The sequence below is a fragment of the Marinilactibacillus kalidii genome, assembly GCF_017599325.1.
GTDB classification, from domain to species: domain Bacteria; phylum Bacillota; class Bacilli; order Lactobacillales; family Carnobacteriaceae_A; genus Marinilactibacillus; species Marinilactibacillus kalidii.
This window is the reverse complement of record NZ_JAGFVM010000025.1, coordinates 1-24,784: the sequence shown is the minus strand read 5'-3', so window position 1 is coordinate 24,784 and position 24,784 is coordinate 1. Positions and strand designations below refer to the sequence as shown.

The 24,784-nt window shown below is 36.9% G+C and carries 21 protein-coding genes; 18 read left to right on the top strand and 3 right to left on the bottom strand.

Annotated elements, in window-relative coordinates; all coding sequences use genetic code 11:
* Positions 1-85: 85 nt before the first annotated feature.
* The 8 genes from lepA to dtd all read left to right on the top strand — a co-directional run bounded on the left by lepA (position 86) and on the right by dtd (position 9,375).
* Positions 86-1,909, top strand: a complete 1,824-nt coding sequence (lepA, locus tag J5J05_RS05430) for a translation elongation factor 4 (RefSeq protein WP_208559656.1) — start codon at positions 86-88, stop codon at positions 1,907-1,909.
* 404 nt (positions 1,910-2,313) lie between these two features.
* Positions 2,314-3,591 (top strand): HlyC/CorC family transporter, encoded by a 1,278-nt coding sequence (locus J5J05_RS05425; RefSeq protein WP_208559655.1) that lies wholly within the window; start codon positions 2,314-2,316, stop codon positions 3,589-3,591.
* 67 nt (positions 3,592-3,658) lie between these two features.
* Positions 3,659-4,285 carry a DNA-3-methyladenine glycosylase gene (locus J5J05_RS05420; RefSeq protein ID WP_208559654.1) on the top strand — a complete coding sequence of 209 codons (627 nt, stop codon included), beginning with the start codon at positions 3,659-3,661 and terminating at the stop codon, positions 4,283-4,285.
* 28 nt (positions 4,286-4,313) lie between these two features.
* The gene (locus J5J05_RS05415; RefSeq protein WP_208559653.1) at positions 4,314-4,865 is read left to right on the top strand and encodes a DUF3013 family protein; all 552 of its coding nucleotides are present in this window, start codon (positions 4,314-4,316) and stop codon (positions 4,863-4,865) included.
* On the top strand, positions 4,843-5,793 hold the full coding sequence (prmA, locus tag J5J05_RS05410) for a 50S ribosomal protein L11 methyltransferase (protein WP_208559652.1): 951 nt from the start codon (positions 4,843-4,845) through the stop codon (positions 5,791-5,793). The genes J5J05_RS05415 and prmA overlap by 23 nt, the downstream gene beginning before the upstream one ends.
* 54 nt (positions 5,794-5,847) lie before the next feature.
* Entirely contained in the window at positions 5,848-6,516 is a 669-nt protein-coding gene (deoC, locus tag J5J05_RS05405) for a deoxyribose-phosphate aldolase (protein WP_208559651.1), read from the top strand.
* Between the two features lie 169 nt (positions 6,517-6,685).
* On the top strand, positions 6,686-8,896 hold the full coding sequence (locus J5J05_RS05400) for a RelA/SpoT family protein (protein ID WP_208559650.1): 2,211 nt from the start codon (positions 6,686-6,688) through the stop codon (positions 8,894-8,896).
* A 32-nt stretch (positions 8,897-8,928) separates the two neighbouring features.
* The gene (dtd, locus tag J5J05_RS05395; RefSeq protein WP_208559649.1) at positions 8,929-9,375 is read left to right on the top strand and encodes a D-aminoacyl-tRNA deacylase; all 447 of its coding nucleotides are present in this window, start codon (positions 8,929-8,931) and stop codon (positions 9,373-9,375) included.
* A 74-nt stretch (positions 9,376-9,449) separates the two neighbouring features.
* Here the strand turns inward: dtd and J5J05_RS05390 are convergent, their stop codons facing one another.
* Positions 9,450-10,658 (bottom strand): cation:proton antiporter, encoded by a 1,209-nt coding sequence (locus tag J5J05_RS05390; protein WP_208559648.1) that lies wholly within the window; start codon positions 10,656-10,658, stop codon positions 9,450-9,452.
* A gap of 164 nt (positions 10,659-10,822) precedes the next feature.
* A complete protein-coding gene (locus tag J5J05_RS05385) occupies positions 10,823-12,157 on the bottom strand; it encodes an N-acetylmuramoyl-L-alanine amidase family protein (protein ID WP_208559647.1) in 1,335 nt (444 codons plus the stop codon).
* A gap of 452 nt (positions 12,158-12,609) precedes the next feature.
* Here J5J05_RS05385 and hisS point away from each other — a divergent pair, with 452 nt between their 5' ends.
* The 3 genes from hisS to J5J05_RS05370 are packed head-to-tail and all read left to right on the top strand — an operon-like array spanning position 12,610 to position 16,620.
* Positions 12,610-13,911, top strand: coding sequence for a histidine--tRNA ligase (gene hisS, locus J5J05_RS05380; RefSeq protein WP_208559646.1), 1,302 nt, complete (start codon positions 12,610-12,612; stop codon positions 13,909-13,911).
* Positions 13,912-13,925: 14 nt separating this feature from the next.
* Entirely contained in the window at positions 13,926-15,704 is a 1,779-nt protein-coding gene (gene aspS, locus J5J05_RS05375; RefSeq protein WP_208559645.1) for an aspartate--tRNA ligase, read from the top strand.
* A gap of 4 nt (positions 15,705-15,708) precedes the next feature.
* Positions 15,709-16,620: a deoxyribonuclease IV gene (locus tag J5J05_RS05370; protein WP_208559644.1), complete on the top strand. Its 912-nt coding sequence runs from the start codon at positions 15,709-15,711 to the stop codon at positions 16,618-16,620.
* Positions 16,621-17,068: 448 nt separating this feature from the next.
* Here J5J05_RS05370 and J5J05_RS05365 read toward each other — a convergent pair whose 3' ends face one another.
* Complete coding sequence (locus tag J5J05_RS05365; protein ID WP_208559643.1) at positions 17,069-17,836, bottom strand: helix-turn-helix domain-containing protein; 768 nt, start codon at positions 17,834-17,836, stop codon at positions 17,069-17,071.
* Between the two features lie 481 nt (positions 17,837-18,317).
* On the opposite strand from J5J05_RS05365, the gene J5J05_RS05360 reads away from it, so the two are divergent.
* The 7 genes from J5J05_RS05360 (at position 18,318) to J5J05_RS05330 (ending at position 24,351) form a co-directional block, all read left to right on the top strand.
* Positions 18,318-19,235, top strand: a complete 918-nt coding sequence (locus J5J05_RS05360) for a general stress protein (protein WP_208559642.1) — start codon at positions 18,318-18,320, stop codon at positions 19,233-19,235.
* A gap of 38 nt (positions 19,236-19,273) precedes the next feature.
* Positions 19,274-20,146: an SDR family oxidoreductase gene (locus tag J5J05_RS05355; RefSeq protein WP_208559641.1), complete on the top strand. Its 873-nt coding sequence runs from the start codon at positions 19,274-19,276 to the stop codon at positions 20,144-20,146.
* Between the two features lie 17 nt (positions 20,147-20,163).
* On the top strand, positions 20,164-20,397 hold the full coding sequence (locus J5J05_RS05350) for a hypothetical protein (RefSeq protein ID WP_208559640.1): 234 nt from the start codon (positions 20,164-20,166) through the stop codon (positions 20,395-20,397).
* Between the two features lie 140 nt (positions 20,398-20,537).
* Positions 20,538-21,479 carry a recombination regulator RecX gene (gene recX / locus J5J05_RS05345; RefSeq protein ID WP_208559639.1) on the top strand — a complete coding sequence of 314 codons (942 nt, stop codon included), beginning with the start codon at positions 20,538-20,540 and terminating at the stop codon, positions 21,477-21,479.
* A complete protein-coding gene (gene mutY, locus J5J05_RS05340) occupies positions 21,469-22,662 on the top strand; it encodes an A/G-specific adenine glycosylase (RefSeq protein ID WP_208559638.1) in 1,194 nt (397 codons plus the stop codon). Before recX ends, mutY begins: the two co-directional genes overlap by 11 nt.
* A gap of 154 nt (positions 22,663-22,816) precedes the next feature.
* On the top strand, positions 22,817-23,353 hold the full coding sequence (gene ntdP / locus J5J05_RS05335) for a nucleoside tri-diphosphate phosphatase (RefSeq protein WP_208559637.1): 537 nt from the start codon (positions 22,817-22,819) through the stop codon (positions 23,351-23,353).
* Between the two features lie 125 nt (positions 23,354-23,478).
* Entirely contained in the window at positions 23,479-24,351 is an 873-nt protein-coding gene (locus J5J05_RS05330) for an SGNH/GDSL hydrolase family protein (protein WP_208559636.1), read from the top strand.
* The last annotated feature ends 433 nt before the right edge of the window (positions 24,352-24,784 follow it).

The following is a 24,784-nucleotide window of genomic DNA, read 5'->3' as shown; positions in this document are numbered from 1 at the left end:
GTTTTGAATTTGATTGTACTCTATTCTCATCGTTGGTATAATGAAGAGAACGTTTGTGAAGACGAAGGAATGAGGATTTTATATAATGGATAAAAATCAAGCTCGAAAGAGACAACAACAAATTAGAAATTTTTCAATCATTGCCCATATTGACCATGGGAAGTCAACTTTGGCTGACCGTATTTTACAACAGACACATACTGTAGCTGATCGCGAAATGCAAGATCAGTTATTGGATTCTATGGATCTTGAAAGAGAACGTGGAATCACTATTAAACTAAATACAGTTGAATTACAATATACCGCTAAAGATGGCGAAACATACATCTTGCACTTAATTGATACACCAGGACACGTCGACTTTACCTATGAGGTGTCGAGAAGTCTAGCAGCTTGTGAAGGGGCAATTTTAGTTGTCGATTCTGCTCAAGGCGTAGAAGCACAAACATTGGCAAATGTTTATTTAGCACTCGAAAACGAATTGGAGATTCTACCGGTCATCAATAAAATCGATTTACCGGCAGCTGATCCAGAACGTGTAAGAACTGAGATTGAAGATATTATTGGTCTAGATGCAAGCGAAGCTGTACTAGCAAGCGCAAAATCTGGTATCGGTATTGAAGATATCTTAGAACAAATCGTTCAAAAGGTACCTGCTCCTGAAGGCGATATTGATAACCCGCTTCAAGCGCTGATTTTTGATTCAGCCTATGATCCATATCGTGGTGTTGTATTGAATATCCGTGTAATGGACGGTGTGCTCAGTAAAGGTGATACCATTCAAATTTTGAGTAATGGTAAAACGTTTGAAGTAACAGATCTTGGTATTTTCTCTCCTAAGCCACTTTCTAGAGATTATTTGATGGTCGGGGATGTAGGTTATGTTACAGCTAATATCAAAACCGTCCGTGATACGCGCGTAGGGGACACTGTGACCTTAGCGAGTAACCCAACTACAAAAGCATTGCCTGGGTACCGTCATATGAATCCTATGGTATTCTGTGGGATGTATCCGACTGACTCAGCTAGATATGAAGATTTAAGAGAAGCATTAGAAAGATTACAGTTAAACGATGCAGCTCTACAATATGAAGCAGAGACTTCTCAAGCATTAGGCTTTGGATTCCGTTGTGGATTTTTAGGGATGCTACACATGGACGTTATTCAAGAAAGACTTGAGCGTGAATTCAATCTTGATTTGATCACAACGGCACCATCGGTTATTTACCATATCAATAAAACAGATGGCTCAAAAATAACCGTATCCAATCCAGCGGATATGCCAACACCTCAAGAAATCGAGTCTGTGGAAGAACCTTACGTTAAAGCTGTCATTACGGTTCCAAATGACTATGTTGGCGCTGTTATGGAAATTGCTCAACGTAAACGTGGAGAATTTCTAACGATGGAATACCTTGATGATATTCGGGTAAATGTATCTTATTATATCCCACTTTCTGAAATCGTTTATGATTTCTTTGACCGATTGAAATCAAGTACAAAAGGATATGCCTCACTTGATTATTCTGAAGCAGGTTATAGAGAAAGTAACCTAGTGAAGATGGATATTATGATTCACGGAGAAACTGTCGATGCATTGAGCTTTATCGTGCATAAAGACTTCTCTTATGCTAGAGGACGTTCAGTCGTAGAACAGTTGAAAGAAACGATCCCTCGTCAACAATTTGAGATTCCGATCCAAGCGGCTATTGGTCAAAACATTGTTGCGCGTTCGACTGTAAAAGCTTATCGTAAAGATGTTACGGCTAAGCTTTACGGTGGAGATGTAACAAGACGCCAAAAACTGCTCAAGAAACAAAAAGCTGGTAAAAAACGTATGAAGAATGTCGGTAACGTTGAGATTCCTCAAGAAGCGTTCATGGCAGTATTGAACTTAGATGACGAATAAACAATAGAAACAACAAAAAGGTGCCAACATTAACGATAATGTTAGCACCTTTTTACTTTGCTGAATCTTAAATAATGTATTTGAAACTAGCGATTAATCTAGTTTTCTTGACGGAATCTAAAGATTTCAATTCGAACTTCTTTTGAAAATAAAACGCGTGAGCGCATTGTCTTTCGGTTCTTTTTCATTCAAGCATTTTCAAATTAAACAAGTTTAGTATATAATAGATTCAGACGTTTGACAAAGTGTAAATATGCAATCTAAAAAGGACGAATGCTCGTTATTTTTAGGGATATTATATTAGAAAAGTTAAATAATTCATAAAAGTATTGTATTTCATATTATTTGAATGATTATATGATACAATACTCTTTAAAGAACAATAAAGGGGGAAGTCCAGCTTAATGGACAGTCGAGATTTAACCAGTATAGTGCTTTTGTTAGTTTTAATAGTATTATCAGCTTTCTTTTCATCTTCTGAGACGGCATTTACGTCAGCAAACAGAATAAGATTAAAAAATGAGGCTGAGAACGGAAATAAACAGGCGAAAAGAACACTTCACATGGCTGAGCGTTTTGACTCAGTTCTATCAACGATTCTGATTGGTAATAACATTGTGAATATTGCGACTTCAGCAATTGCAACATTGCTTTTTGTAAGGTGGTTTCCAACGTATGGTGCAACAATTGCAACCATCGTCATCACGGTTATCGTATTGATATTTGGAGAAATCACACCAAAAACCATTGCCAAAGAGAAATCAGAAACGATCGCCAAATTTGCTTCTCCAGTATTGTTAGTATTGATGACTTTATTTAGACCAGCTATCTGGTTTTTCGAAAAGTGGAGATTGCTTTTAGACCGGTTATTTGATTTTGACGGTCAGGAAACGATCAGTGAAGATGAGTTGTTATCTATGGTAGATCAAGCCGAACTTGGCGGGAGTATCGAAGATCATGAACATCAGCTGGTAAGATCAGCTATTGAATTCGATGATCTTGAAGTTTCTACGATATTAATGCCCCGAGTTGACGTTGTTGGATGCGACGTGAATGAGGATGATAGTAAAATTGAAGAATTGTTTAGCAATCACAATTTTTCAAGGTTGATTATGTATGAAGATACGATCGATCATGTCGTAGGGATATTGCATGAAAAAGACTTTAATCGCTATTTAAAAGCCAAAGAACGGACAGGTAAGGAAACGTCGATATTGACGATCATCAAAGAAGTCATATTTGTTCCGCCTGTTATGAACCTTTCACGTTTGCTTAGAACAATGCAGCTTAAAAAGACGCATATGGCAATTGTAACGGATGAACATGGTGGTACTGTAGGGATTGCAACAATGGAAGATGTTCTTGAAGAACTCGTAGGAGAAATTTGGGACGAATCTGACGTTATTGAACAAGAGATTTTTGAAATCGTCGAAGGCGAAAGTTATAAAATCAAAGGTACAGCCAAATTAGATAAATTATTTGATTTATTCCACTTGGAACACTCAGACGAATTTATCTCAAACACAGTAAGTGGATTTGTGATTGAAGAATTAAATAGAGTTCCTTTTGAAGGTGATCAGTTTATTTATCAAAACATGGATGTTACTGTGCTTGAAGTTAAGAATCGTAGAGTCCTTGAAATTCAAGTTAATAATAGAAATACGAATTCAGATTCAGAATAAAATTCCAAAGCATGTTGTCTAACAGCATGCTTTTTCTATGCATATTTTTCGGTAAGGAGAGATAATAATGTATTATAAAGACTTTTACAATCATGTAAGTACAGAAGAAATAGCTAGGCAGCTATTAGGCTGTTTAGTCGTAAAAGAGACTGATAAAGGAAGAGTATCCGGTTGGATCGTAGAAACAGAAGCTTATTTAGGTGTCGAAGATGAAGCCGCTCATACTTTTAATGGGAGAAAAACACCTAGGGTATCATCTATGTATGAATCAGCTGGAACAATTTATATTTATAGTATGCATACTCATCGAATGCTGAATGTGGTGACACAACCTGAAGGTGTACCACAGGCTGTTTTGATAAGAGCCATTGAGCCGTATGAAGGTATAACAGTCATGCAAGAGAATCGTTTGAAGCATGGCAGAGAATTAACCAATGGTCCGGGAAAGCTGACAAAAGCAATGGGAATCGAATTAACGGATGACGGGTACAGCATCTTTTCTGAACCCTTATTTATCGAAAGTACTAGCAGAAAAATCCCCAATCAAATTGGGACATCTCCAAGAATTGGTATTCCGAATAAAGGAAAATGGACGGATGCACCGCTTAGATATACGGTGGTTGGAAATCCTTTTGTTTCAAGAAAGGTTGGAAAGGTTTCCGTAGATAATGGATGGAAGACTGTGTTAGAATGAACTGACGCACAATTTAGGAGGGCTTGATTTGAAATCGGATCTTGCAACATATATAGATGATGAATTAAAATTGATTTATCCCGTTTTCCAATGGAAAGTGGTTAAAAATACAAAGAAAAGATTGATTGAAGTCTACGTCACATTCAATGTCGAAGTAGATGACTCATTGCAGGTTCAAGATATTACTGGAAAATCTAATATGCCAGGTATGATCCAGTTTGAAGATGTTGTTTGCTTTTATGATCCAGCCTACTCACATGTTAAACCACAAAATTATTTAGAAGCGGTTATTATGGATAGTCATAGAGGAATTGAAAAAGGCTTTGTAGATGCTTTTATCAAGTATCTAAATATCGTTGTGGAAACAGGTATCACAGATTTGGAAAGTTTTGCAACCGATGATGTAACTGGTGAATTCAAGTTGATTTGGAATACGCATGATTTTGAAGGGTCGATCCAAACAATGAAATCAATCCAACGGTATAATGAAGAAAAATTACAAATGATGTTAGATGAAGAAAAATCATTTTTAGATCAAATTAAAAAGGATGAAGTAAATGGCGGAGTGGAAAGAATATAAGGTTCATATCAATAGAGAGGCAACGGAAGCGGTATCTAATATCTTAGTAGAATTAGGATCAGCGGGTGTATCCGTTTCTGATAGAAATGACTTTCTATCGCTTCCGGAATACGGTTTCGATACACTCTGGGCTTTGGATGAAAAAGATTTCCCGGCAGATGGTGTATTGATCAAAGGTTACTTCTACGGAAAAGATGCTTCTGAAGAGACGAAACAAGCTTTGATCGATAGAATCGAAGCGTTAAAACAGTATGAGCTAGATGTAGTAGATTTCTTGGTTGAGACGGAAGACGTGATCGAAGAAGAATGGGCTAATGCTTGGAAAAAGTACTACCACCCAGTTTCGATTACGAGATACATGACGATTGTACCGCAGTGGGAAGAGTATACGAAAAAACATGATGATGAGAAAATCATCTTCTTGGATCCAGGTTTAGCTTTTGGAACAGGTACGCATCCAACAACCCAATTATGTCTGCAAGCTTTAGAGACAATGATTAGAGGTGGAGAACAGATTCTTGATGTGGGTACTGGTTCAGGCGTCCTTACGATTGCTAGTGCACTTTTAGGCGTGAAAACTGTTCAAGCATATGATTTAGATGATGTCGCAGTGAAATCTGCCTTAGATAACGTCAATTTGAATGAATTAGATGCAGACATCCAAATAAGACCGAATGATTTACTTAAAGGAATCGATGTCCAAGCAGATATTATTGTAGCCAATATCTTAGCAGAAATCATTTTGATGCTCATTCCAGATGCATTTAAAAATCTGAAGCCCGGCGGTCAATTTTTATCCTCAGGCATTATTTCTGAAAAGAAAGATGAAGTACTGGAAAGCTTGAAAGAGAACGGATTTGAGATTCATCAAGTGAATCAAATGGGCGATTGGGTAGCGATTATTGCAATCAAGCCAGAAGAAGACTAAGAAATGTTGATTTTTAAATAGATAAAACTAATTTTAGAAAGTAGGAAATGATTAATGGAAAATTTGAAAAACTATATCGATCATACAGTTCTTAAACCGGAAGCAACAGATTCAATGATTCAACAGGCTTGTTTGGATGCAAAGAAATATGCATTCAAGGCAGTTTGTATTAATCCTACATGGGTTTCATATGTATCAGATTTGCTTAATGGAACAAATGTCCAAACGTGTACAGTTATTGGTTTCCCTTTAGGTGCCAATAAGACAGAAGTTAAAGTAGCTGAAACAAAAAAAGCCATTGCTGATGGAGCAGATGAAGTAGATATGGTCATCAATATCGGTGCAATGAAAAGTGAAGACTTTGCACTTGTTCATGACGATATTAGAGCTGTAGTGAAGGCTGCTGAAGGTAAAGCACTTGTTAAAGTGATTATTGAAACAGCTTTATTGAATCGAAATGAGAAAATTAGAGCATGTGAAATTGCCAAACGTGCGGGAGCAGATTTTGTTAAAACGTCAACTGGATTTTCAACAGGTGGTGCTACGCCAGAAGATATTAAATTGATGCGTACTGCTGTTGGACCTGACATGGGAGTGAAAGCTTCTGGTGGTGTTCGTTCATACGAAGATGCTAAAGCAATGATTGAAGCTGGCGCAACTAGAATTGGTACGTCTAACGGCATTGCCTTGCTTGAAGGTGTAGAAGGTTCGGAAACTTACTAATTAGAAGTTAGAGCACTAAGCCTAGTTGAAAAAACGGTAAAAAAACGGTATAATACACTTAGAACCAGCACTGTATAAGTGCTGGTTTTATTATCAGTTTTAACCAAATTCTATTATATAATGAACAATACACTATCCAATGAAATCATGAGAAAAGAAGGTAGGATCTATGTCACAGAAAAAAGACTATACTCCTCAAGAAGTTATAGCGCTTTGTTTAACTTACATGAACAGTAAACATGTAACGTTTGTTAAACAGGCTTATGATTTGGCAGAAGAAGCACACCGAGGTCAGAGTCGCAAGTCAGGAGAAGCTTACATCATGCATCCTGTTCAAGTAGCAGGTATTCTAGCAGACCTCAAAATGGATCCTGTTACAGTCGCTACCGGATTTCTACATGATGTAATTGAAGATACCGATTATAGCTATGCGGATATCGCCAATATTTTCACACCTGAGGTTGCTGATCTAGTAGATGGTGTAACGAAATTAGGTAAAATAAAATTCAAATCCAAACAAGAACATCAGGCTGAAAATCATCGTAAGATGCTGTTAGCGATGGCCCAGGATGTTAGAGTGATTCTGGTTAAACTAGCTGACCGCGTTCATAATATGAGAACATTGAAGCACCACCGCCCTGAAAAACAGCGTGACATTGCAAAAGAAACGTTGGAAATCTATGCACCATTAGCCGACCGCTTAGGGATCAGTCGGATCAAATGGGAACTTGAAGATACTTCTTTGAGATATATGAATCCCCAGCAATATTACCGAATCGTTCATTTGATGAACTCGAGACGAGAAGATAGAGAGCGCTATATAGAGGATTCCAAAAGTGCGATCGTCGAATCGGTTGAAGAATTAGGCATCAAAGCAACAATTACAGGTCGCCCTAAACATATCTATTCTATTTATAAAAAAATGAAGCATCAAAAAAAGCAATTTAATGAAATTTACGATTTGCTAGCAATTAGAGTAATCGTTGATTCGATCAAAGACTGTTATGGCGTTTTAGGGGCCATTCATACAAGATGGAAACCAATGCCAGGTCGTTTCAAAGATTATATCGCTATGCCAAAAGCTAATATGTACCAATCGCTACACACAACTGTACTCGGACCGAATGCGACACCGTTAGAAGTACAAATTAGAACGGTCAAAATGCACGAAATCGCTGAATATGGTGTAGCAGCTCACTGGGCATATAAGGAAGGTATCACCGAAAAAATTGATAATGATGACATGTCTCAGCATATTTCTTGGTTTAGAGATATTATTGAATTGCAAAGTGAATCCAATGATGCAAATGATTTTATGGATTCTATCAAGCAAGATATCTTTAAAGACAAAGTGTATGTGTTCAGCCCTAAAGGGGATGTGATGGAATTACCATCAGGATCTAGTACGCTTGATTTTGCCTTTCATGTGCATACCGAAGTAGGTAACAAAGCAATGGGAGCGAAAGTAAATGGAAAAATCGTACCACTGAATTATAAATTAAAAAATGGTGACATCGTAGATATGTTGACTTCTTCTAACTCATTTGGTCCAAGTCGCGACTGGTTGAATTATGTCAATACATCTAAAGCACGAAACAAAATCAAACGATTTTTCAAAACGCAAGAAAAAGAACAAAATGTTGAGCGTGGTAGAGACATGCTTGAGAAGCAAATCACTGAATTAGGTTTCAGTCCTAAAGAGGTTTTGAAAAAAGATAACGTTCAAAAAGTGGCTGAACGTTTTAATTATCAACACAATGATGATTTTTACGCTTCAATCGGCTTTGGAGAAGTCAAGGTTGTGACGGTGGCAAATAGGCTAACCGAGAAACTTAGAAAAGAACGTGATGAAAAAGCCGTTCAGTTGGATGAGCACCACCCAATCGAATTGAAAAAGAAAAAAGAACCTGAAAAAATGAAGATCAAACACGAGGGTGGCGTAGTCATCCAAGGTGCAGACAATTTACTGGTTCGTTTGAGTAAATGTTGTAACCCAGTCCCAGGAGACACCATCGTCGGCTATATTACAAGAGGTAGAGGTGTTTCTATCCACAGGATCGATTGTCCGAATGTTCATGCCTCTGATGATGCCAATCAGCGTTTAATCGACGTAGAATGGGAATCTGCTGGTACTGAAAAGAATTACAATGCTGAACTACAAATTCAAGGATATGATCGTTCAGGACTTTTGAATGAAGTACTACAAGTGATCAATTCGCAAACTGGACAGTTGAGCAATGTAAATGGCAGAATCGATAACAACAAAATGGCTATTATCCGTTTGACGATCGGCATTCAAAATTTGCTTGAGTTAGAAAAAATTGTAGACAAGGTCAAATCGATTCCAGATGTGTACTCTGTTAAGAGAATCACTTCTTAGTAAATAACAGATTGATGATTGGAGTGACGTTCGTGCGTTTGGTTATACAGCGCGTATCTGAAGCGCAAGTTAAAGTTGATCAAGAAATCATTGGGGCTATCGAAAAGGGCTTAATGATCTTGGTAGGTATTAGTGAAGAGGATACCGAAGAAGATGTCGATTATCTTGTCAAAAAGGCAAGCAACATGCGGATTTTTGAAGATTTAGAGGGTAAGATGAATTTATCTTTGAAACAAGTAGAAGGTTCTATTCTTTCTATTTCTCAATTTACGCTATTGGCAGATACAAAAAAAGGTAATCGACCAAGCTTTACTGCTTCGGCAAAACCGGATAAGGCAATACCGTTATATGAATCTTTTAATCAAAAATTACGTGCGCAAGAAATTGTTGTTGAGACGGGCCAATTTGGTGCAGATATGAAAGTGTCACTTATCAACGATGGACCAGTAACGATCACGATTGATTCAAAAGTGAAATAGTAAAGTACAAAAAAATGCAGGGTAGAAACTTAGCTGTCTACCTTGCATTTTTTTGGCTATTTTAGAAAATAAGATCAACTTTTTTTACTATGATGCATAATTTGCGTCAAAGGATAGATGCCAATACTTTGAATCGTGAATGAAATCAGTATCGAAGCAAAAGCTAGTGAAACCAGTGTGGCATTATCTCCAACAGAACTATCGATCGTCCAAAGAATCAAGACAACGGACATAGAGCCTTTGATGCCTGCCCATGATAACATCACAATACCTGATCGTATATGTTCGAACTTCGCGCGCCATTTTGGTACGGAAAATAAGGTGAGCACTAGTACTAAGAACCGAGCGATAATGGATAAAACAAAAACGATAAAAGCTAATTGCCAGTATGTGAAATCAATGTAGGCCATCGCCTGTATCCCTATGAAAAGAAACAAGATAGAGGATAATATAGGATTGATCACATTCCAGAAACCACCTAAAGCATCCCTAAACGGTGCTTCTTTGTCTTTTTTAGAAAAGGTGTTAGAAAGAATCATACCCGATACAACAGTTGCAAGCACACCGGAAAATCCAAAATACTCTGCTAGCATAAAGCTACCATATGCAATCAATACACTTAGCATGACTTGATATTCACGATGAGCAGTGATGTGGACAGCTTGACTTAGAATCCAACCAAACACAAGACCAACAAGAACCCCGCCGAAAGCAACAAAGGCAAAATTCTGGATAAAGTTAAGGGCGGAAAATTTACTGCCCGACTCGACCATTGATAAAAACACAGTAAACATGACGACGCTTGTCCCATCATTTAACATGGATTCACCCTCAAGGACATCAGGAATATCTCTAGAACCTGTACTGTTTTTTAAGATAGATACAACCGATATAGGATCAGTTGGCGCAAGAATCGCAGCTAACAGTAAAGAGATACTCCAACTAAACGGTTGAAATAGTGCTGTTGTATAGTAAATAGCGATACCTAGTAAGAAAACAGTGGCGACCATTCCCAATGTACTTAAGGTGATAATCAACCCAGCATTTTTCTTGAATGCCTTCGCCGAATATTGATAGGCAGAAACAAATAATAGACCAGGAATGAAAACTTCATACAGTATGTCCTTTGAAGTCGAAAACCCAGTAAATAATGGTAGAAAAGAAAGGCCCATTCCAATCAAAACAAGTACGACTGGTACAGGAAAATAATATTGCTTTACATCGATCGTGTAAATAATCGTACTGATAAATAATAAGATAACGAGCTGTTGGATTAAATCCATGAGATAACCTACCTTCTTAGAGTATATTCCTAGTATAGCAACACAATGAATAGATGAAAAATAAAATGAATAGAGAGCTGTCATTCAATAAAAAATCAATACAAGAACAATAAAAAGACATCCAGATGGACTTGATTTCACATCTAGATGTCTCTTCATATTATCTAATTAGAAAAATAATCTCTTAAACCCTGATAAATCGATTCAACCACGGTCGATTGATAAGACTGAGAGCTCACCATTGATATATCTACATCATTATTTAAATAGCCCAATTCAAGCAGAATGGAAGGCTGAGCATTATTTCGGAGTACATAATAATTACCTAAGCGAACACCATTATTTGTCAAAGGACCGTTTTGAGCAAGATAATCATTCACCGTATCGGCCAAAGCTTTTTCACTTTCAGAATAGTAGTAAGTGGTCGTACCACTCATAGAATTAGCTTCTTCCATAGCATCAAAGTGAATACTGATGTAAGCATCAGCAGAGGCTTTATGTGAAAGGTAGACACGATCGTTTAATGAAATAAACGAATCATCATCTCTCGTTAACATGACTCTAGCTCCAGCATCTTGTAAGCGACGCTTTAATATTTTTGCTGTACTTAAAGCGATATCCTTTTCTTGAATACCGGTACTGGACATGGCACCAGGGTCTTTACCACCATGGCCAGGGTCAATCATAATAATTGCCTCCGACAAGTTCGTTGCTGCTCGGCTGACTTGCTTCTCAACTTCTTGAACGTTGACTGTATCGACGTTCGATAAACTTGAGACCCAGTTGGCTACGTAACCTGTTCGACCATCTTCTAGTTGAACTTTATACCAATCATCTTCAGTGCCTAAATAGATCAATCGAGCGTTAGGTTCAGCGGCTGTAAGAATTTCTCCTTCAGTTGAAGCAATAGCGCGAATATTTGACTGTAATTCACCAATGACCACTTCTTGTGTTGAAGATACTTCTTCTGTAGGTACAGTAGATGGCGATTCGCTTACTTCAACATAATCTTTGTGTATCCAAGCTACTTTGCCTAAATAGAGGACTTGGTACCAATCATTTTCTTCGAATAGAATCGAAAGTTCGGCGTTCTCAAAAACAGTGCCCATAATGGCTGAATCCGTCGTCGCATATTGTCTAATATTGACTTCTTTTCCAGTGACTCTTCCGTATTTTTGGTTTTCAGAGGTGATTTCATCATTTTCAACTAACCATCCGGCTACCCATCCAACTTGATCATTACTTAATCTGACCTTATACCATTGGTTTTCTTCATCTAACACGTTTAAGCGTTGATTTTCATTAACTTGTGTCATCACGTCATAAGAAAGACCAGGACCGATTCGAACATTTAACGAACTAGCTTTTACAATGACGCTGTTGGCATTAGCCAAAGCGATCGTTGATGCTACAGCGATACCGATAATCAATACAATGATGGTGATGAAAAGCTTCTTTTTAGGTAGAAATTTATGTAGATCGATTGCTTGTTGATCCATTGCTGTCATCCTTTCATAGAATGCAAAATATTACACGTTCGTTCCTGTTATTATAGCAATTAACGCCTAGAATATGCAATATCAATCCAAACGATCAAAAATAAAAAAACCATATTGACTTTACTTTTGCTTTCTTGTAAGCTTGTAGTTAATATACAAACATAATCAATAATAAAATGACTGATGAAAGAGAAAGTAAATTAAAAGTTATTGAATACAGAAAGGTTCTCCTAGGCTGAAAGAGACCGCTAACTTTTATTTGAAAGACACTCTGGAGGTATGGCAGTGAAAAGCTGTCACGTTTAAAAGGCGTTAACTGGTGAGAGAGAGCTTAATAGCTTTCTGAAACTAGGTGGTACCACGTGAACTTTTATGATAACACGTCCTACTTTTACACTATAGTGTAGAAGTAGGACTTTTTTTATAGACTTTTTTACTATTGGAGGATTAAAATGACCTATCAAAAACTTAAAGGAACACCAGATTTTTTGCCTGAAGATACAAATAAATGGCAATATATCGAACAAAATGCGAGAAAACTTTTATCACGCTATCAATTCAAAGAAATTCGTACACCGATTTTTGAACAATTCGAATTGTTTGCTAGAGGTGTTGGCGAAACCAGCGATATCGTTTCTAAAGAGATGTACGACTTTTATGATAAAGGTGAACGTCATGTTGCACTTCGACCAGAAGGTACTGCCGGGGTTGTAAGAGCTTTTGTCGAAAATAAACTCTACGGTCCAGAATATCCTAAGCCAATGAAATTTTATTATATCGCCCCAATGTTCCGTTATGAAAGACCTCAAAAAGGGCGCATGAGACAATTCCACCAACTAGGTGTAGAAGTATTTGGAAACCCTAATCCTTCTACAGATGTAGAGACAATGGTTCTAGCAATGGACATGTTTAAATCATTTGGAATTAAAAATCTTAAACTAGTCATCAATTCATTAGGGAATACAGCCTCTCGAACTGCTTATCGTCAAGCATTGATCGATTACCTTGAACCACAAATGGCATCACTTAGTAAAGACTCAAAAGAGCGACTATACAAAAATCCTTTACGTGTACTAGACAGTAAAGATAAAAAAGACAAAGAAATCGTTAAAGATGCGCCTTCAATTCTTGATTACTTGAGTGAAGAATCCATGAAGCACTTTACGAGTGTAAAGGAATCATTAGAAGCGCTTGATATAGAATATGTCGTTGATTCAAATATGGTTAGAGGACTTGACTACTATAATGATACGATTTTCGAAGTGATGACAGAAGATCCAAATTTCGGTTCCAACACAACAGTTTGTGCCGGAGGACGTTATGATGGTCTAGTAAAAGAAGTAGGTGGTCCAGAAACTGCCGGATTCGGCTTTGGCATTGGTTTAGAAAGACTCGTGATGTTACTGGATAACATGGCTTTTGATTACCCCGAAGTAGATGCTTTAGATGCCTTTATCGTAACGATAGGAAAAAGTACAGATAAAGAAGCAACTAAATTAGCGTATGCTTTAAGAAAAAATGGATTAAATGTCGAGCGTGAGTTTTTAGACAGAAAACCGGCTAAACAATTTAAAACGGCTGATAAGCTGAATGCAAGTTACGTATTTACGTTAGGTGAAAATGAAATAGTGAATGGTACAGTTAATGTGAAGGCACTTGCGACTGGTGAACAGATCACTATGGATTTAAATGAATTATATACTGCGCAAACGAATGATCTTTTGACAGAGATTGAAGCGAGATTAAAAAAGTAGGAATGGTGAAAACAATGAAAAGAACAATGTATTGTGGAGAAGTCAGAGATGAGCAAGTCGGTAAACAAATCACTCTATCAGGATGGGTTCAGAAAAGAAGAGATTTAGGTGGCATGATCTTTGTGGATTTAAGAGACCGCGAAGGAATCTTACAAATCGTCTTTAATTCAGACAAATCAAAAGAAGCTTTTACAATTGCTGAATCATTGCGTTCAGAATTTGTAATTGAAGTAACAGGCACGGTCGTCAAAAGACAAGAAGGTACAGTGAATAAGAATCTGCCTACTGGAGAAGTCGAGATTGAAGCGACGGCATTGTCTATCCTTAACAAAGCGAAGACACCACCATTTGATTTACAAGATACAAATGGCGTTTCAGATGATTTGAGATTGAAATACAGATATCTTGATCTGAGAAGAAATAAAATGAAAGAAAATATGATCATTCGTCACCAAGTAAAAAAAGTGTTCAGCGATTTTCTTGATGAGAATGGTTTCTTAGATATCGAAACACCGTATCTAACGAAATCTACACCAGAAGGCGCGCGTGATTATCTTGTACCTTCGAGAGTCCATGAAGGCAAATTCTTTGCACTTCCTCAGTCACCGCAATTATTTAAACAATTGTTGATGGGTGCTGGGCTAGATCGTTACTATCAGATCGTTCGTTGCTTTAGAGATGAAGATTTAAGAGGCGACCGTCAGCCTGAATTCACACAAGTGGATATTGAGACAAGTTTCGTTGATGAAAATGAAATCCAAGAATTGATGGAACAATTATTAGTAGAAGTCGTTAGAAAAACAAAAGGTACAGAAATCCAACGACCATTTGCCAGAATTTCTTATGATGATGCAATGAACCGTTACGGAAGTGACAAACCAGATACAAGGTTTGAAATGGAATTAGTAGAATTAGGCGACGTCGTAGCAGATTCTGATTTCAAAGTATTCTCAAGTACACTTGAAAATGGTGGTATCGTAAAAGGCTTGACAGTTAAAGGTGCAGCAGATCAATTCTCACGTAAGAATATCGATGCACTGGGTGAAATCGCCGCAATATATGGTGCAAAAGGGTTAGCGTGGATGAAGGTTACGGCTGAAGGATTCAGCGGACCGATCGCTAAATTCTTTAACGACAAACCAATCACAAAAGAACTACAAGAAAGAATGCAAGCTGAAGAAGGAGACTTACTACTCTTTGTAGCCGACAAACCAAAAGTCGTGTTTGATGCACTTGGCGCTATTCGTATCCACTTAGGCAAAGAATTAGATCTTATCGATGAAGATGAACTAGCTTTTGTATGGGTCGATGAATGGCCATTGCTTGAATACGATGAAGAAGCTGGTAGATACAGCGCAGCACATCATCCATTCACTATGCCGCTTGAAAAAGATATCGAGAAATTAGAAACAGATCCTAAAAGCGTCTATGCCAATGCCTACGATATCGTATTAAATGGTTATGAAATAGGTGGCGGTTCAATTCGTATTCACCAAAGAGAATTACAAGAAAAAATGCTTAGTGCACTTGGATTTTCTAAAGAAGAAGCAGCAAGTCAATTTGGCTTCTTATTGGATGCTCTTGAATATGGTTTCCCACCACATGGCGGAATTGCTTTTGGTTTAGATCGCTTAGTCATGATATTGGCTAAAGAAAAGAACATAAGAGAAGTCATCGCTTTCCCTAAAAATGGTAAATCAATCGACCCACTAACAAACGCACCTTCTGTCGTTTCTGACAGTCAATTAGAAGAGTTAGCATTGAAAGTCTTGAATACAGAAGAAGGAGCGTAAGTTCATGGTAATCATCGGTTCGCATGTCGGTATGAAGGGGAAACCAATGCTATTAGGGTCTGCTGAAGAAGCAGCATCCTATGAAGCCACAACGTTTATGATCTATACAGGTGCACCCCAAAATACGAGAAGAAAACCGATATCAGAAATGAATATCGAAGCTGGACAAGCATTTATGAAGAATCACTCTATAGATGTGAAAAATCTTGTTGTCCATGCACCTTATATTATCAACCTAGGGAATACGATCAAGCTTGAGAATTTTGGTTTTGCAGTAGAATTTATGCAAGAAGAAATTAGACGTGCAGAAGCGATTGGGGCTACTCAGATGACCATGCACCCAGGATCACACGTAGGAGCTGGCGTAGATGCAGCGATTGATCAAATCGCCAAGGGGGTAAATGAGATTCTTCATAAAGATCAAACGATTCAAATTGCTTTAGAAACAATGGCTGGAAAAGGGACTGAGATTGGTAGAAACTTTGAAGAGCTTGCTCGAATCATTGAAAAGGTTGATCTTAATGAGAAGCTTTCAGTAACATTGGATACTTGCCATACACATGACGCGGGCTACAATATCCGTGAAGATTTTGATGGTGTTCTCGAATCATTTGATGACATTATCGGTCTGGATCGTTTGAAAGTGATCCATGTAAATGACTCTAAAAACATCCAAGGCGCTGCTAAAGACCGTCACGCTAATATTGGCTTTGGAGAAATTGGCTTTGATGCTTTAAACAAAGTTGTGCACCACCCTAAATTAAAAACCATACCCAAGATTTTAGAGACCCCATATGTTGGTGAAGATAAAAAGAATAAAAAAGCGCCCTATGGGCATGAAATCAATATGCTAAGAAATCAGTCGTTTAATCCAAACTTACTTCAAGATATTTTAGAAGGTAAAGACTGGAAATAATGATTATAAAAAGCTCCGATACCCACGTCAGAATAGGCAGGGTATCGGAGCTTTTTTATCACGGAGAATAGAGATTAGGAGAAGTCTTAGTCTTCTATTTTGTCAGTTTCTATCATATTTGACGGATGTCTTTAAAATAATGGATCGTTGAAGTAGTTTTCGAACGCATCAGAGGTTTTCGTTTGAAGATTCCAAAAAAGCGCCCGATTTTTCTACGTATTGCTCGTTCATGTCCGACTCTTGTATATATATAAATCCATTTTCTAAATCTATCCACTATTTAAGTCTTAGTTTGATCCTTAATACAAGCAAAAGGATCTAAAAATAGAAAATAAGATCATTAGACACGAAAAACCCCTGAGCAAATTGTAAAAGTACAATTCTCTCAGGGGTTCTCTATCGTTAAAAGCTTTAAGGGAATCTATCCCAGACACTTTAATGATTGAGTTTAAACTTTTTCGTTAACAGGTAATTGTTTGATGTATTTTGTCGGTGTTTGACCTGTAATTTTTTTGAAAACTTTAGTGAAATAAGAGTGGCTGTTGAAGCCAGACAAGTTTGCAACTTCGCTTAGTTGGTAGTTTCCGAGGTGGAAATAGTACTTAGCCAAGTAAATTCTTTGTTGGTTTACGTAGCCAATAAAGGTTGTACCAGTTTCTTGCTTGAATTTACGAGCAAGGTGTACTGGATGCATACCGAAAATAGAAGCGATATTAGTCAAAGTCAATTCACTAGTAAGGTTTTCAGTAATATAACTTACAACTTCAGTCATTGCACTTGAGTAAGTCAACGTTGAGAAATCGATAACGGCTTGACAATATTCTCTATAAATTTCATAGTAAACATTTTCTCTAAGGTACTGAATAGACTCAGCATCTTCAATCAAAATAGAGAAGCGTTCTGAGATCAAGTGTAAATAAAGTGGTAACACACCGCCGTTTTTAGCAGCGATTCTACAATATGTGTTGACAATGATCAGTTGATTCTTGAAATTTCTAAGTTGGTGTTCGATTCCTTCTTGTGCAAGATAGTCTAACATTTCATCAAGATTGATGATATTCAACGTATCTTCAAGCATAGAACGATTACCTTCTGTTATAGCGTCAGTCACTTGGTCCTCAATCAAGTAACGGTAGCTAAAAGCGTCGCTATTCAACTTTTTCAGTTTATCAACGCGTTCTTTTTTGAATAATTCTTTTACTTCTACCTTATCCATAATACACGACCCTTCATCATAAAAAGCGATTTTATTTCTCCCATCTATCTTGATTAAATATACCACAAATTCGTAATAAATAAAGTTCTTTTTTTGAAAAAGCGGACGAAATTAATCAATAATTAAAATATCTTTTTATTCTAAAACACGAATAAAAAAACACATTCAATTAAAACTAAATTAGTGATTTGATCTGAATATAGTTTGTAAACGGTTAAAATCAACCGTTTAACTTAATAGTTTTTTGTATTACTTGTATATTTCTTAATCTATATACCAATAAAGAAGATTGATAAAAACGCTTATCTTGTCATATGTTTGACATTTTTTACAAAAACTATAAGTATAACTAATCATTTTTTTAATTTCAGTCCAACGAGTCTTATCTTTTTACAAGGATATACTCCGGTGGTAACATTCTATGTAAGACAAACTTATCACTTTTTTAAGTAATAAGATTCAAAAGGAGATGGTTTACAAGATGGAAAGAAGATTCGAAGGAACATTTCAAACACAGCAAGAAGTGAAAACAGAAGTAGTGAGACTCATCAATGAAGAAGGGTATACTGCCGATGAGTTACTGATCGTAACAGTAAAAGATAACAGTGAAATGTTCAAAAGCAACACACTTGAATCTGTAGAAGTAGATTTTGTAAATACAGAAGATAATGGTTCATTTTGGGAAAAAATTAAAGAGACATTGTCATTTGGAACTTATGACTCTGATGAGGCGCATAACAGCTTAGAAGAGCATGGCGTACCTCACGAAATCGCAGAACATCATATTGAAGCTTTAGAAGATGGAGAAATCGTATTGCTGGCCGACAGTGATGCACCAAAGAAATCTACTCTTTCTGAAGTAAATAAAAACGTAACTTACAAGGAGAATGATGATAAAATGAAAGACACTCACAAAAATCCATTAGATGAAGTAAACAGTGAAGAAGCAGCAATTCAAGGTGAACAACATGATGTAAAACCAACAGATGTCGACACACAAGAAACAGATTCTAAAAATATGAATGGTTCAATGGACCCTTCTCAAGTACAAGATGCTAGAGAAGAAGACCAAGTCGATACCAATGAAACAGATAAAGCAAATCAAGGTAATACAGAAGCGAGTGTCTCGCCGACTGAAGATAACGGAGAATCTCTTGAAACAACACCAGATCTTACTGGAGAAGAAAAAACAGTTGAATCAGAAGATGAAAATCATGGTTACCCTAAAAATGTCGCTAAGGGTGTAGTAAAACCTGAAGCTAAAAGCCCACTAAATGCTGAAGCGAAAACGGAAAAAGATCCTTCTGAAAAAAGTGAAGCACCCGAAAGTGATGCAAAATATACTACAGATACAAACGAAGCAGGTATGAAAGAAGAACCATCAGAAGATAAAAAATAAGCGAATATTTTTATTACTCATTAAAGGAGACTGACTAAATGACTGAAGAAAACGCGATACCAACACAGGAACCTAAGAAAGACTACCTTATAGATGATGAGTCAGAGAATATGCGTCGTGAGCCTATCGTTGAGAACGAAGCTTACAAAGCTGCCGATAAATTGAAAGATAAAGTAGCAATCATCACTGGTGGCGATTCTGGAATTGGTGCAGCAACAGCTATTCTTTTTGCTAAAGAAGGTGCAAAAGTTGCCTTCACTTACTATTCATCGGATGATGACGCTAAGAACACTGAAAACAGATTAAAAGAATTAGGTGCGGATGTACTTGTATTCAAAGGTGATGTTGGAGACGAATCCTATGCAAATGAAGTAGCGGAAAAAGTTGCTGCTGAATGGGGTTCTATTGATATTCTTGTCAATCATGCTGGAGAACAGATGTATCAAGAATCGATTATGGATATTTCTGCAGAACAAGTCGATCGAACATATCGTACGAATATTTTCAGTATGATTTATTTCGTAAAAGCTGTCTTTCCACATATGAATGATGGTGGAAAAATCGTGAATACTTCTTCTGTAACGGCATATAAAGGGAATCCAAATCTAATCGACTACTCTGGTACGAATGGTGCGATCGTCTCATTCACTCGTTCGTTATCACAAAATCAAGAATTTACGGCTAAAAATATCAGAGTAAATACGGTAGCTCCAGGTCCTATTTGGACACCATTGATTCCTGCAACATTCCCTAAAGAAGAAATTGCTGGCTGGGGTAAAGACGGTGCATTAGGTCGCCCAGGAGAAGCTTTCGAGTTAGCACCTGCATACGTTTTTTTAGCAAGTGATGATTCTAGTTATGTGACGGGACAAACGATTCATGTTAACGGTGGCGTCATCGTCAATGGTTAATGAATGGAGGATTTAATATGAGTGATAAAGATAAAACTTCAAATAACGATTTAAAAAGAACGGGTCAACCGGATGCTACGCCAGATCGTAGAGATCCAGCTAGAGATGAAGTAACAAGTCCAGATACTGCTTCACCACTTGGTTTTATAACGGGAGACCCTAAAAAAACTGGTCTGGATAAAGATGAGCGTAGAGTTTACGAAAAAGCTAAAGGTGATTCCGTCAGTAATGACGTAGAAAAAGGTCTTTAAATCTATCGTTTAAGGGAACTCAACCACGAAGGTTGGGTTCTTTTTTTTGAGAACAATCGTTCTTAAAATCCGCTGGAAGGCTGTAGCTTGCTACTAACGTGTGTTATAATTAGGTTACTATATTTGGAGGATGATCTTACATGAATCGAGACGATAAAGAAAAGAAAATAAATGAACAGCTCATCAGATTAGTACCTAATCAGGATCAGCAAGCCTCTTCGAATATGAACAATCAGAAAATACAGAAATTGATCAAGAAAGAACCAAAAAAAGAAAAGAAAAATGTAATCACAAGTATTCAAGCTCAAAAACGACAGGGTAGGTACAATATATTTATTGATGAAAAATATGCTTTTCCCGTTGATGAAGAGCTGATCATCAGACACATGCTCCACAAAGGGATGGTCGTCACTAAAGAATTCCAAGAAACCTTAGAAGAAGAAGATGTTTCTAGGAAAGCATTCCAACGTGCCTTGAATTACTTAAGCTACGGCATGCGCTCGGAAAAAGAAGTTCGAGATGATCTGATAGAGAAAGAATTTGAAGCATATATTGATGAAGTAGTCGAAAAGCTTAAAGATCAGCGGTTCATTGACGACCTAGAATATGCTAAAAGCTATGTAAGAACCTCTGCTAATTTAAACAGAAAAGGACCTAAAGTGATTATGAATGAATTGAACAGAAAAGGAATCGACAAGTTACAAACAGAAGAAGCGATGGAAGAATATTCTTATGAGGATCAGTTTGATAATGCTTTTAACTTAGCTGAAAAAGCTTGGAAGAAAGCAAATCAGAAATCTCAGCGTGAAGCCATACAAAAGACCAAGCAATTCTTACTTCAAAAAGGCTATGATATGGATATCATTCAAGCAGTCATAACAGAGTTAGATACTGAAAAATCTGAAGATGAAGAATATGATTCTTTGGTCATCCAAGGAGAAAGAGCTTGGAAACGGTATGCACATAAAGCTAGCGGATACGAATTGATTAGAAAAACAAAAACAAGCTTGTTTCAAAAAGGATATCCCTCTGATTTGATCCAAAGATTTATTGAACAAAAGGAAGAAGAAGATGAAGAATAAGTCATTAAGTGTCGCAGAATTAAAAGAAAAATACCAAATAGAAATGTGGCCACAGGAAAAGATCGAACAATTTAGAACGGTCTTGTTGGACTGGTATGATGAAGAAAAAAGAGATCTTCCTTGGAGAAGGACTTCTGATCCCTATAAAATCTGGATATCGGAGATTATGTTACAGCAAACAAGGGTAGATACAGTTATCCCTTACTACAATAGATTTCTCGAAATATTTCCAACAATCGCAGATTTAGCAAAAGCAGATGAAGATACCTTGCTAAAAGCATGGGAAGGACTCGGGTATTATTCTCGTGTAAGAAATATGAAAGCAGCTGCGATTCAAGTCATGACCACCTATGATGGTAAATTTCCCACTGAATTTGAAGAGATCAAGAAATTAAAAGGAATAGGTCCTTATACAGCTGGGGCCGTTTCTAGTATTGCTTTCAATCAAGCAGAACCAGCGGTTGATGGGAATTTGATGCGTGTATTAAGCCGTTTATTTGAAATCGATGTAGATATCGCCAAACCAGCAAGTAGAAAAGTATTTGAAGAAGTGATGTATCATATTATCGATCAAGAGAGACCGGGAGATTTCAATCAAGCGTTGATGGATTTAGGTGCAACGATCTGTACGCCTAAAAACTATGATCCTTCCAAAAGTCCGGTCAAAGATTTTAATGCTTCTTATCTCAATGAAACGTATTTGAAGTATCCATTTAAAAGTAAGAAAAAGAAAAGTAAAATCGTTAATTATTTTGCACTGTTAATCAAGGACCAATCAGGTCGTTACTTGCTAGAAAAACGTTCAGAAGATAAATTACTAGCGAATATGTGGACATTTCCGATGATCGAGGAACAAGTTGTGCTTGATCAATCTGGATGGAAATCATTTGTCCAAAAAGATTTACATGAAGTCGATGAAGCAGAAGCTGAAATGATCAATCGCGTAGTGAAAGACAAGTATAGCTTAGGTGTCAAAATTGATCGTACCTCGAGCGGAACAGTCAAGCATGTCTTCACACATCTTCATTGGAATATTTACCTGTACGAAGCTGAATTAGACCAAGCAACGTCAGATATACCAACAAACTGCGAATGGGTAGCAGAAGATGCGTTTGATCAATACGTCTTTCCAGTACTTCAACAGAAGCTTCTAAAAGCCCATAAAGAAATCACTTTATTCTAATAATCGGAACCCTTTATTTTCTTTATTTTTCATCTCAATAGATTGATATCACATTTCCCTACGGATAAGTAAGGGATTGTGATATAATACGTGGTGAGATAAATCGTAAGCAGAAAAATATTTTTTGCTCAGATAAAGAAAGTTGGTACACTTGATGCAATTTCCAAAAGAAGGAGATTTCATCACAATTAAGAGCTATAAGCATGATGGAAGTCTGCACAGAACTTGGCGAGACACGATGGTCTTAAAGACAACTGAACATTCATTGATTGGTTGTAATGATCATACATTGGTAATCGAATCTGATGGTAGAAGATGGCGAACAAGAGAACCTGCACTTGTTTATTTCCACAAACACTACTGGTTCAATATCGTTACGATGATTCGCCAAAAAGGCACTTCTTATTACTGTAATATGGCTTCTCCGTTTCTTATCGATGAAGAAGGTGCGAAGTATATTGATTATGATTTAGACGTCAAAGTATTTCCTGATGGAGAAAAAAGACTTTTAGATGTAGATGAATATGAAGAGCATGGTAAAAAATGGGATTATCCAGATGAAGTAGATCTTATACTGAAGGAGCATATCAAAGTACTTGTTGAATGGATCAAGGAAGAAAAGGGACCATTCTCCGATGGATATGTTGACTTATGGTACGATCGCTACAAACAGCTGACAGGCAAAAAATAATTGTGATGATCTTTATATAAAAAACAGTAAAAGTCTTTCATAAAAGACTTTTACTGTTTTTTATTGTATTAATAGATGTAAGTGTGATATGCTTTTTAGGAATCTTGTTGAAAGGATGTTAACATGTGAAAAAGAATATTTTCTTAACGATTATTTTAGGTGTAGCCTCGATACTCATTATCTTTTTCGGTAGACAACACGCAGCAACGCAAGAAGAAGAAATGCTACAAAATAGCCTGAGTGCCGAGAGTTCAAACGAATCACTAGAAACAGAAGATACTGAAGTTGCAGAGGAACAAGATGATGAAGATTCATTAAGTGCAGAAGAAAAAATTGCAGCCTATGAAGCGGATATTGATTCGTTAACACCTTTACAAAGGATTGATTATGAAACGCTTGTAAACGATCCAGTGAACCTAGCTTATTATGGTCCAATTGATACATCTTTAGAATGGTATAATCAAATGAATACACTGATCCAAAATAATGTTAGTGGCACAGTAGAAATAGAAGAATATACGTATCCTGAGACCGGTACATACAACTTGTATATTCAACGATATGTAGACAATGTTATTGCTTCTGAAGCAGACGTCGTCATTTATCGAATGCCTGCATTTGAAGATCATGATCGAGATGTCGCTTTATCAGAAACCAATCAGTTTTTAACAAGTATGCTAAATACATTGACGGAAGGATTGCCTGATGCGGACATCTTTTTGATGGAAACTGAACCTAATCTTTTTGAAATGACGAATAACAATTCCAGATCGCTTGATTACAGAAATTATATGAATGAAATGAATACAGTGGCTGATGAGTTCGGTCTACAAGTTATTGATATTCACAATCAATTCACCACGATAGCTGAAGAAGATGAAGTAGAACTTGCATCATTATTTAACGAAGATCAAACAGTGTTAAACGAAGAAGGAAATGCTCTTTTAGAGCGTGCCATCGATAGAGCGATGAAAGATGGAACACCAGAAGAAGATTAAAAATGGGAGATACAATGCTGTTAAATACAGTATCGTATCCCTTTTTTTGTCCTGATCAACCGACTAAATTGAAAACACTAAAAAAGACAGAAATAATAGTCCCATCCATGAGGTGTACGACTGTTATTTCTGTCTTTTTTTAGATGTATTTATTTCTAAAACGATAATCTGATAATTTAACGCACGAAATGAATAATTCGGTTTTGTCACTTTAAGTAGAAAATAGTGATTGTTTCCTGATGCTCGTCTTTTGCTAATGTTAGTTTTGGAGACTAGGACAATATTCTTGTCTTTACGAAATCGTCTTTAATTTTTTAGGAGGGGGTGCTACAGCAACGAGTCAAGTCCAGAGTTCTGTGTAAAATGTACGATACTTTGTTTTTAGTTTTATTCGTTTGATTCAAACTGGATATATTTTCTCGGAGAACTGATC

Coding starts and splice junctions, on each gene's coding strand:
- recX (WP_208559639.1), top strand. CDS start 20,538: ATGAATCGAGACGATAAAGAAAAGAAAATAAATGAACAGCTCATCAGA.
- deoC (WP_208559651.1), top strand. CDS start 5,848: ATGGAAAATTTGAAAAACTATATCGATCATACAGTTCTTAAACCGGAA.
- J5J05_RS05350 (WP_208559640.1), top strand. CDS start 20,164: ATGAGTGATAAAGATAAAACTTCAAATAACGATTTAAAAAGAACGGGT.
- mutY (WP_208559638.1), top strand. CDS start 21,469: ATGAAGAATAAGTCATTAAGTGTCGCAGAATTAAAAGAAAAATACCAA.
- lepA (WP_208559656.1), top strand. CDS start 86: ATGGATAAAAATCAAGCTCGAAAGAGACAACAACAAATTAGAAATTTT.
- J5J05_RS05385 (WP_208559647.1), bottom strand. CDS start 12,157: ATGGATCAACAAGCAATCGATCTACATAAATTTCTACCTAAAAAGAAG.
- J5J05_RS05355 (WP_208559641.1), top strand. CDS start 19,274: ATGACTGAAGAAAACGCGATACCAACACAGGAACCTAAGAAAGACTAC.
- prmA (WP_208559652.1), top strand. CDS start 4,843: ATGGCGGAGTGGAAAGAATATAAGGTTCATATCAATAGAGAGGCAACG.
- ntdP (WP_208559637.1), top strand. CDS start 22,817: ATGCAATTTCCAAAAGAAGGAGATTTCATCACAATTAAGAGCTATAAG.
- J5J05_RS05390 (WP_208559648.1), bottom strand. CDS start 10,658: ATGGATTTAATCCAACAGCTCGTTATCTTATTATTTATCAGTACGATT.
- J5J05_RS05370 (WP_208559644.1), top strand. CDS start 15,709: ATGGTAATCATCGGTTCGCATGTCGGTATGAAGGGGAAACCAATGCTA.
- hisS (WP_208559646.1), top strand. CDS start 12,610: ATGACCTATCAAAAACTTAAAGGAACACCAGATTTTTTGCCTGAAGAT.
- J5J05_RS05420 (WP_208559654.1), top strand. CDS start 3,659: ATGTATTATAAAGACTTTTACAATCATGTAAGTACAGAAGAAATAGCT.
- aspS (WP_208559645.1), top strand. CDS start 13,926: ATGAAAAGAACAATGTATTGTGGAGAAGTCAGAGATGAGCAAGTCGGT.
- J5J05_RS05400 (WP_208559650.1), top strand. CDS start 6,686: ATGTCACAGAAAAAAGACTATACTCCTCAAGAAGTTATAGCGCTTTGT.
- J5J05_RS05360 (WP_208559642.1), top strand. CDS start 18,318: ATGGAAAGAAGATTCGAAGGAACATTTCAAACACAGCAAGAAGTGAAA.
- J5J05_RS05425 (WP_208559655.1), top strand. CDS start 2,314: ATGGACAGTCGAGATTTAACCAGTATAGTGCTTTTGTTAGTTTTAATA.
- J5J05_RS05365 (WP_208559643.1), bottom strand. CDS start 17,836: ATGGATAAGGTAGAAGTAAAAGAATTATTCAAAAAAGAACGCGTTGAT.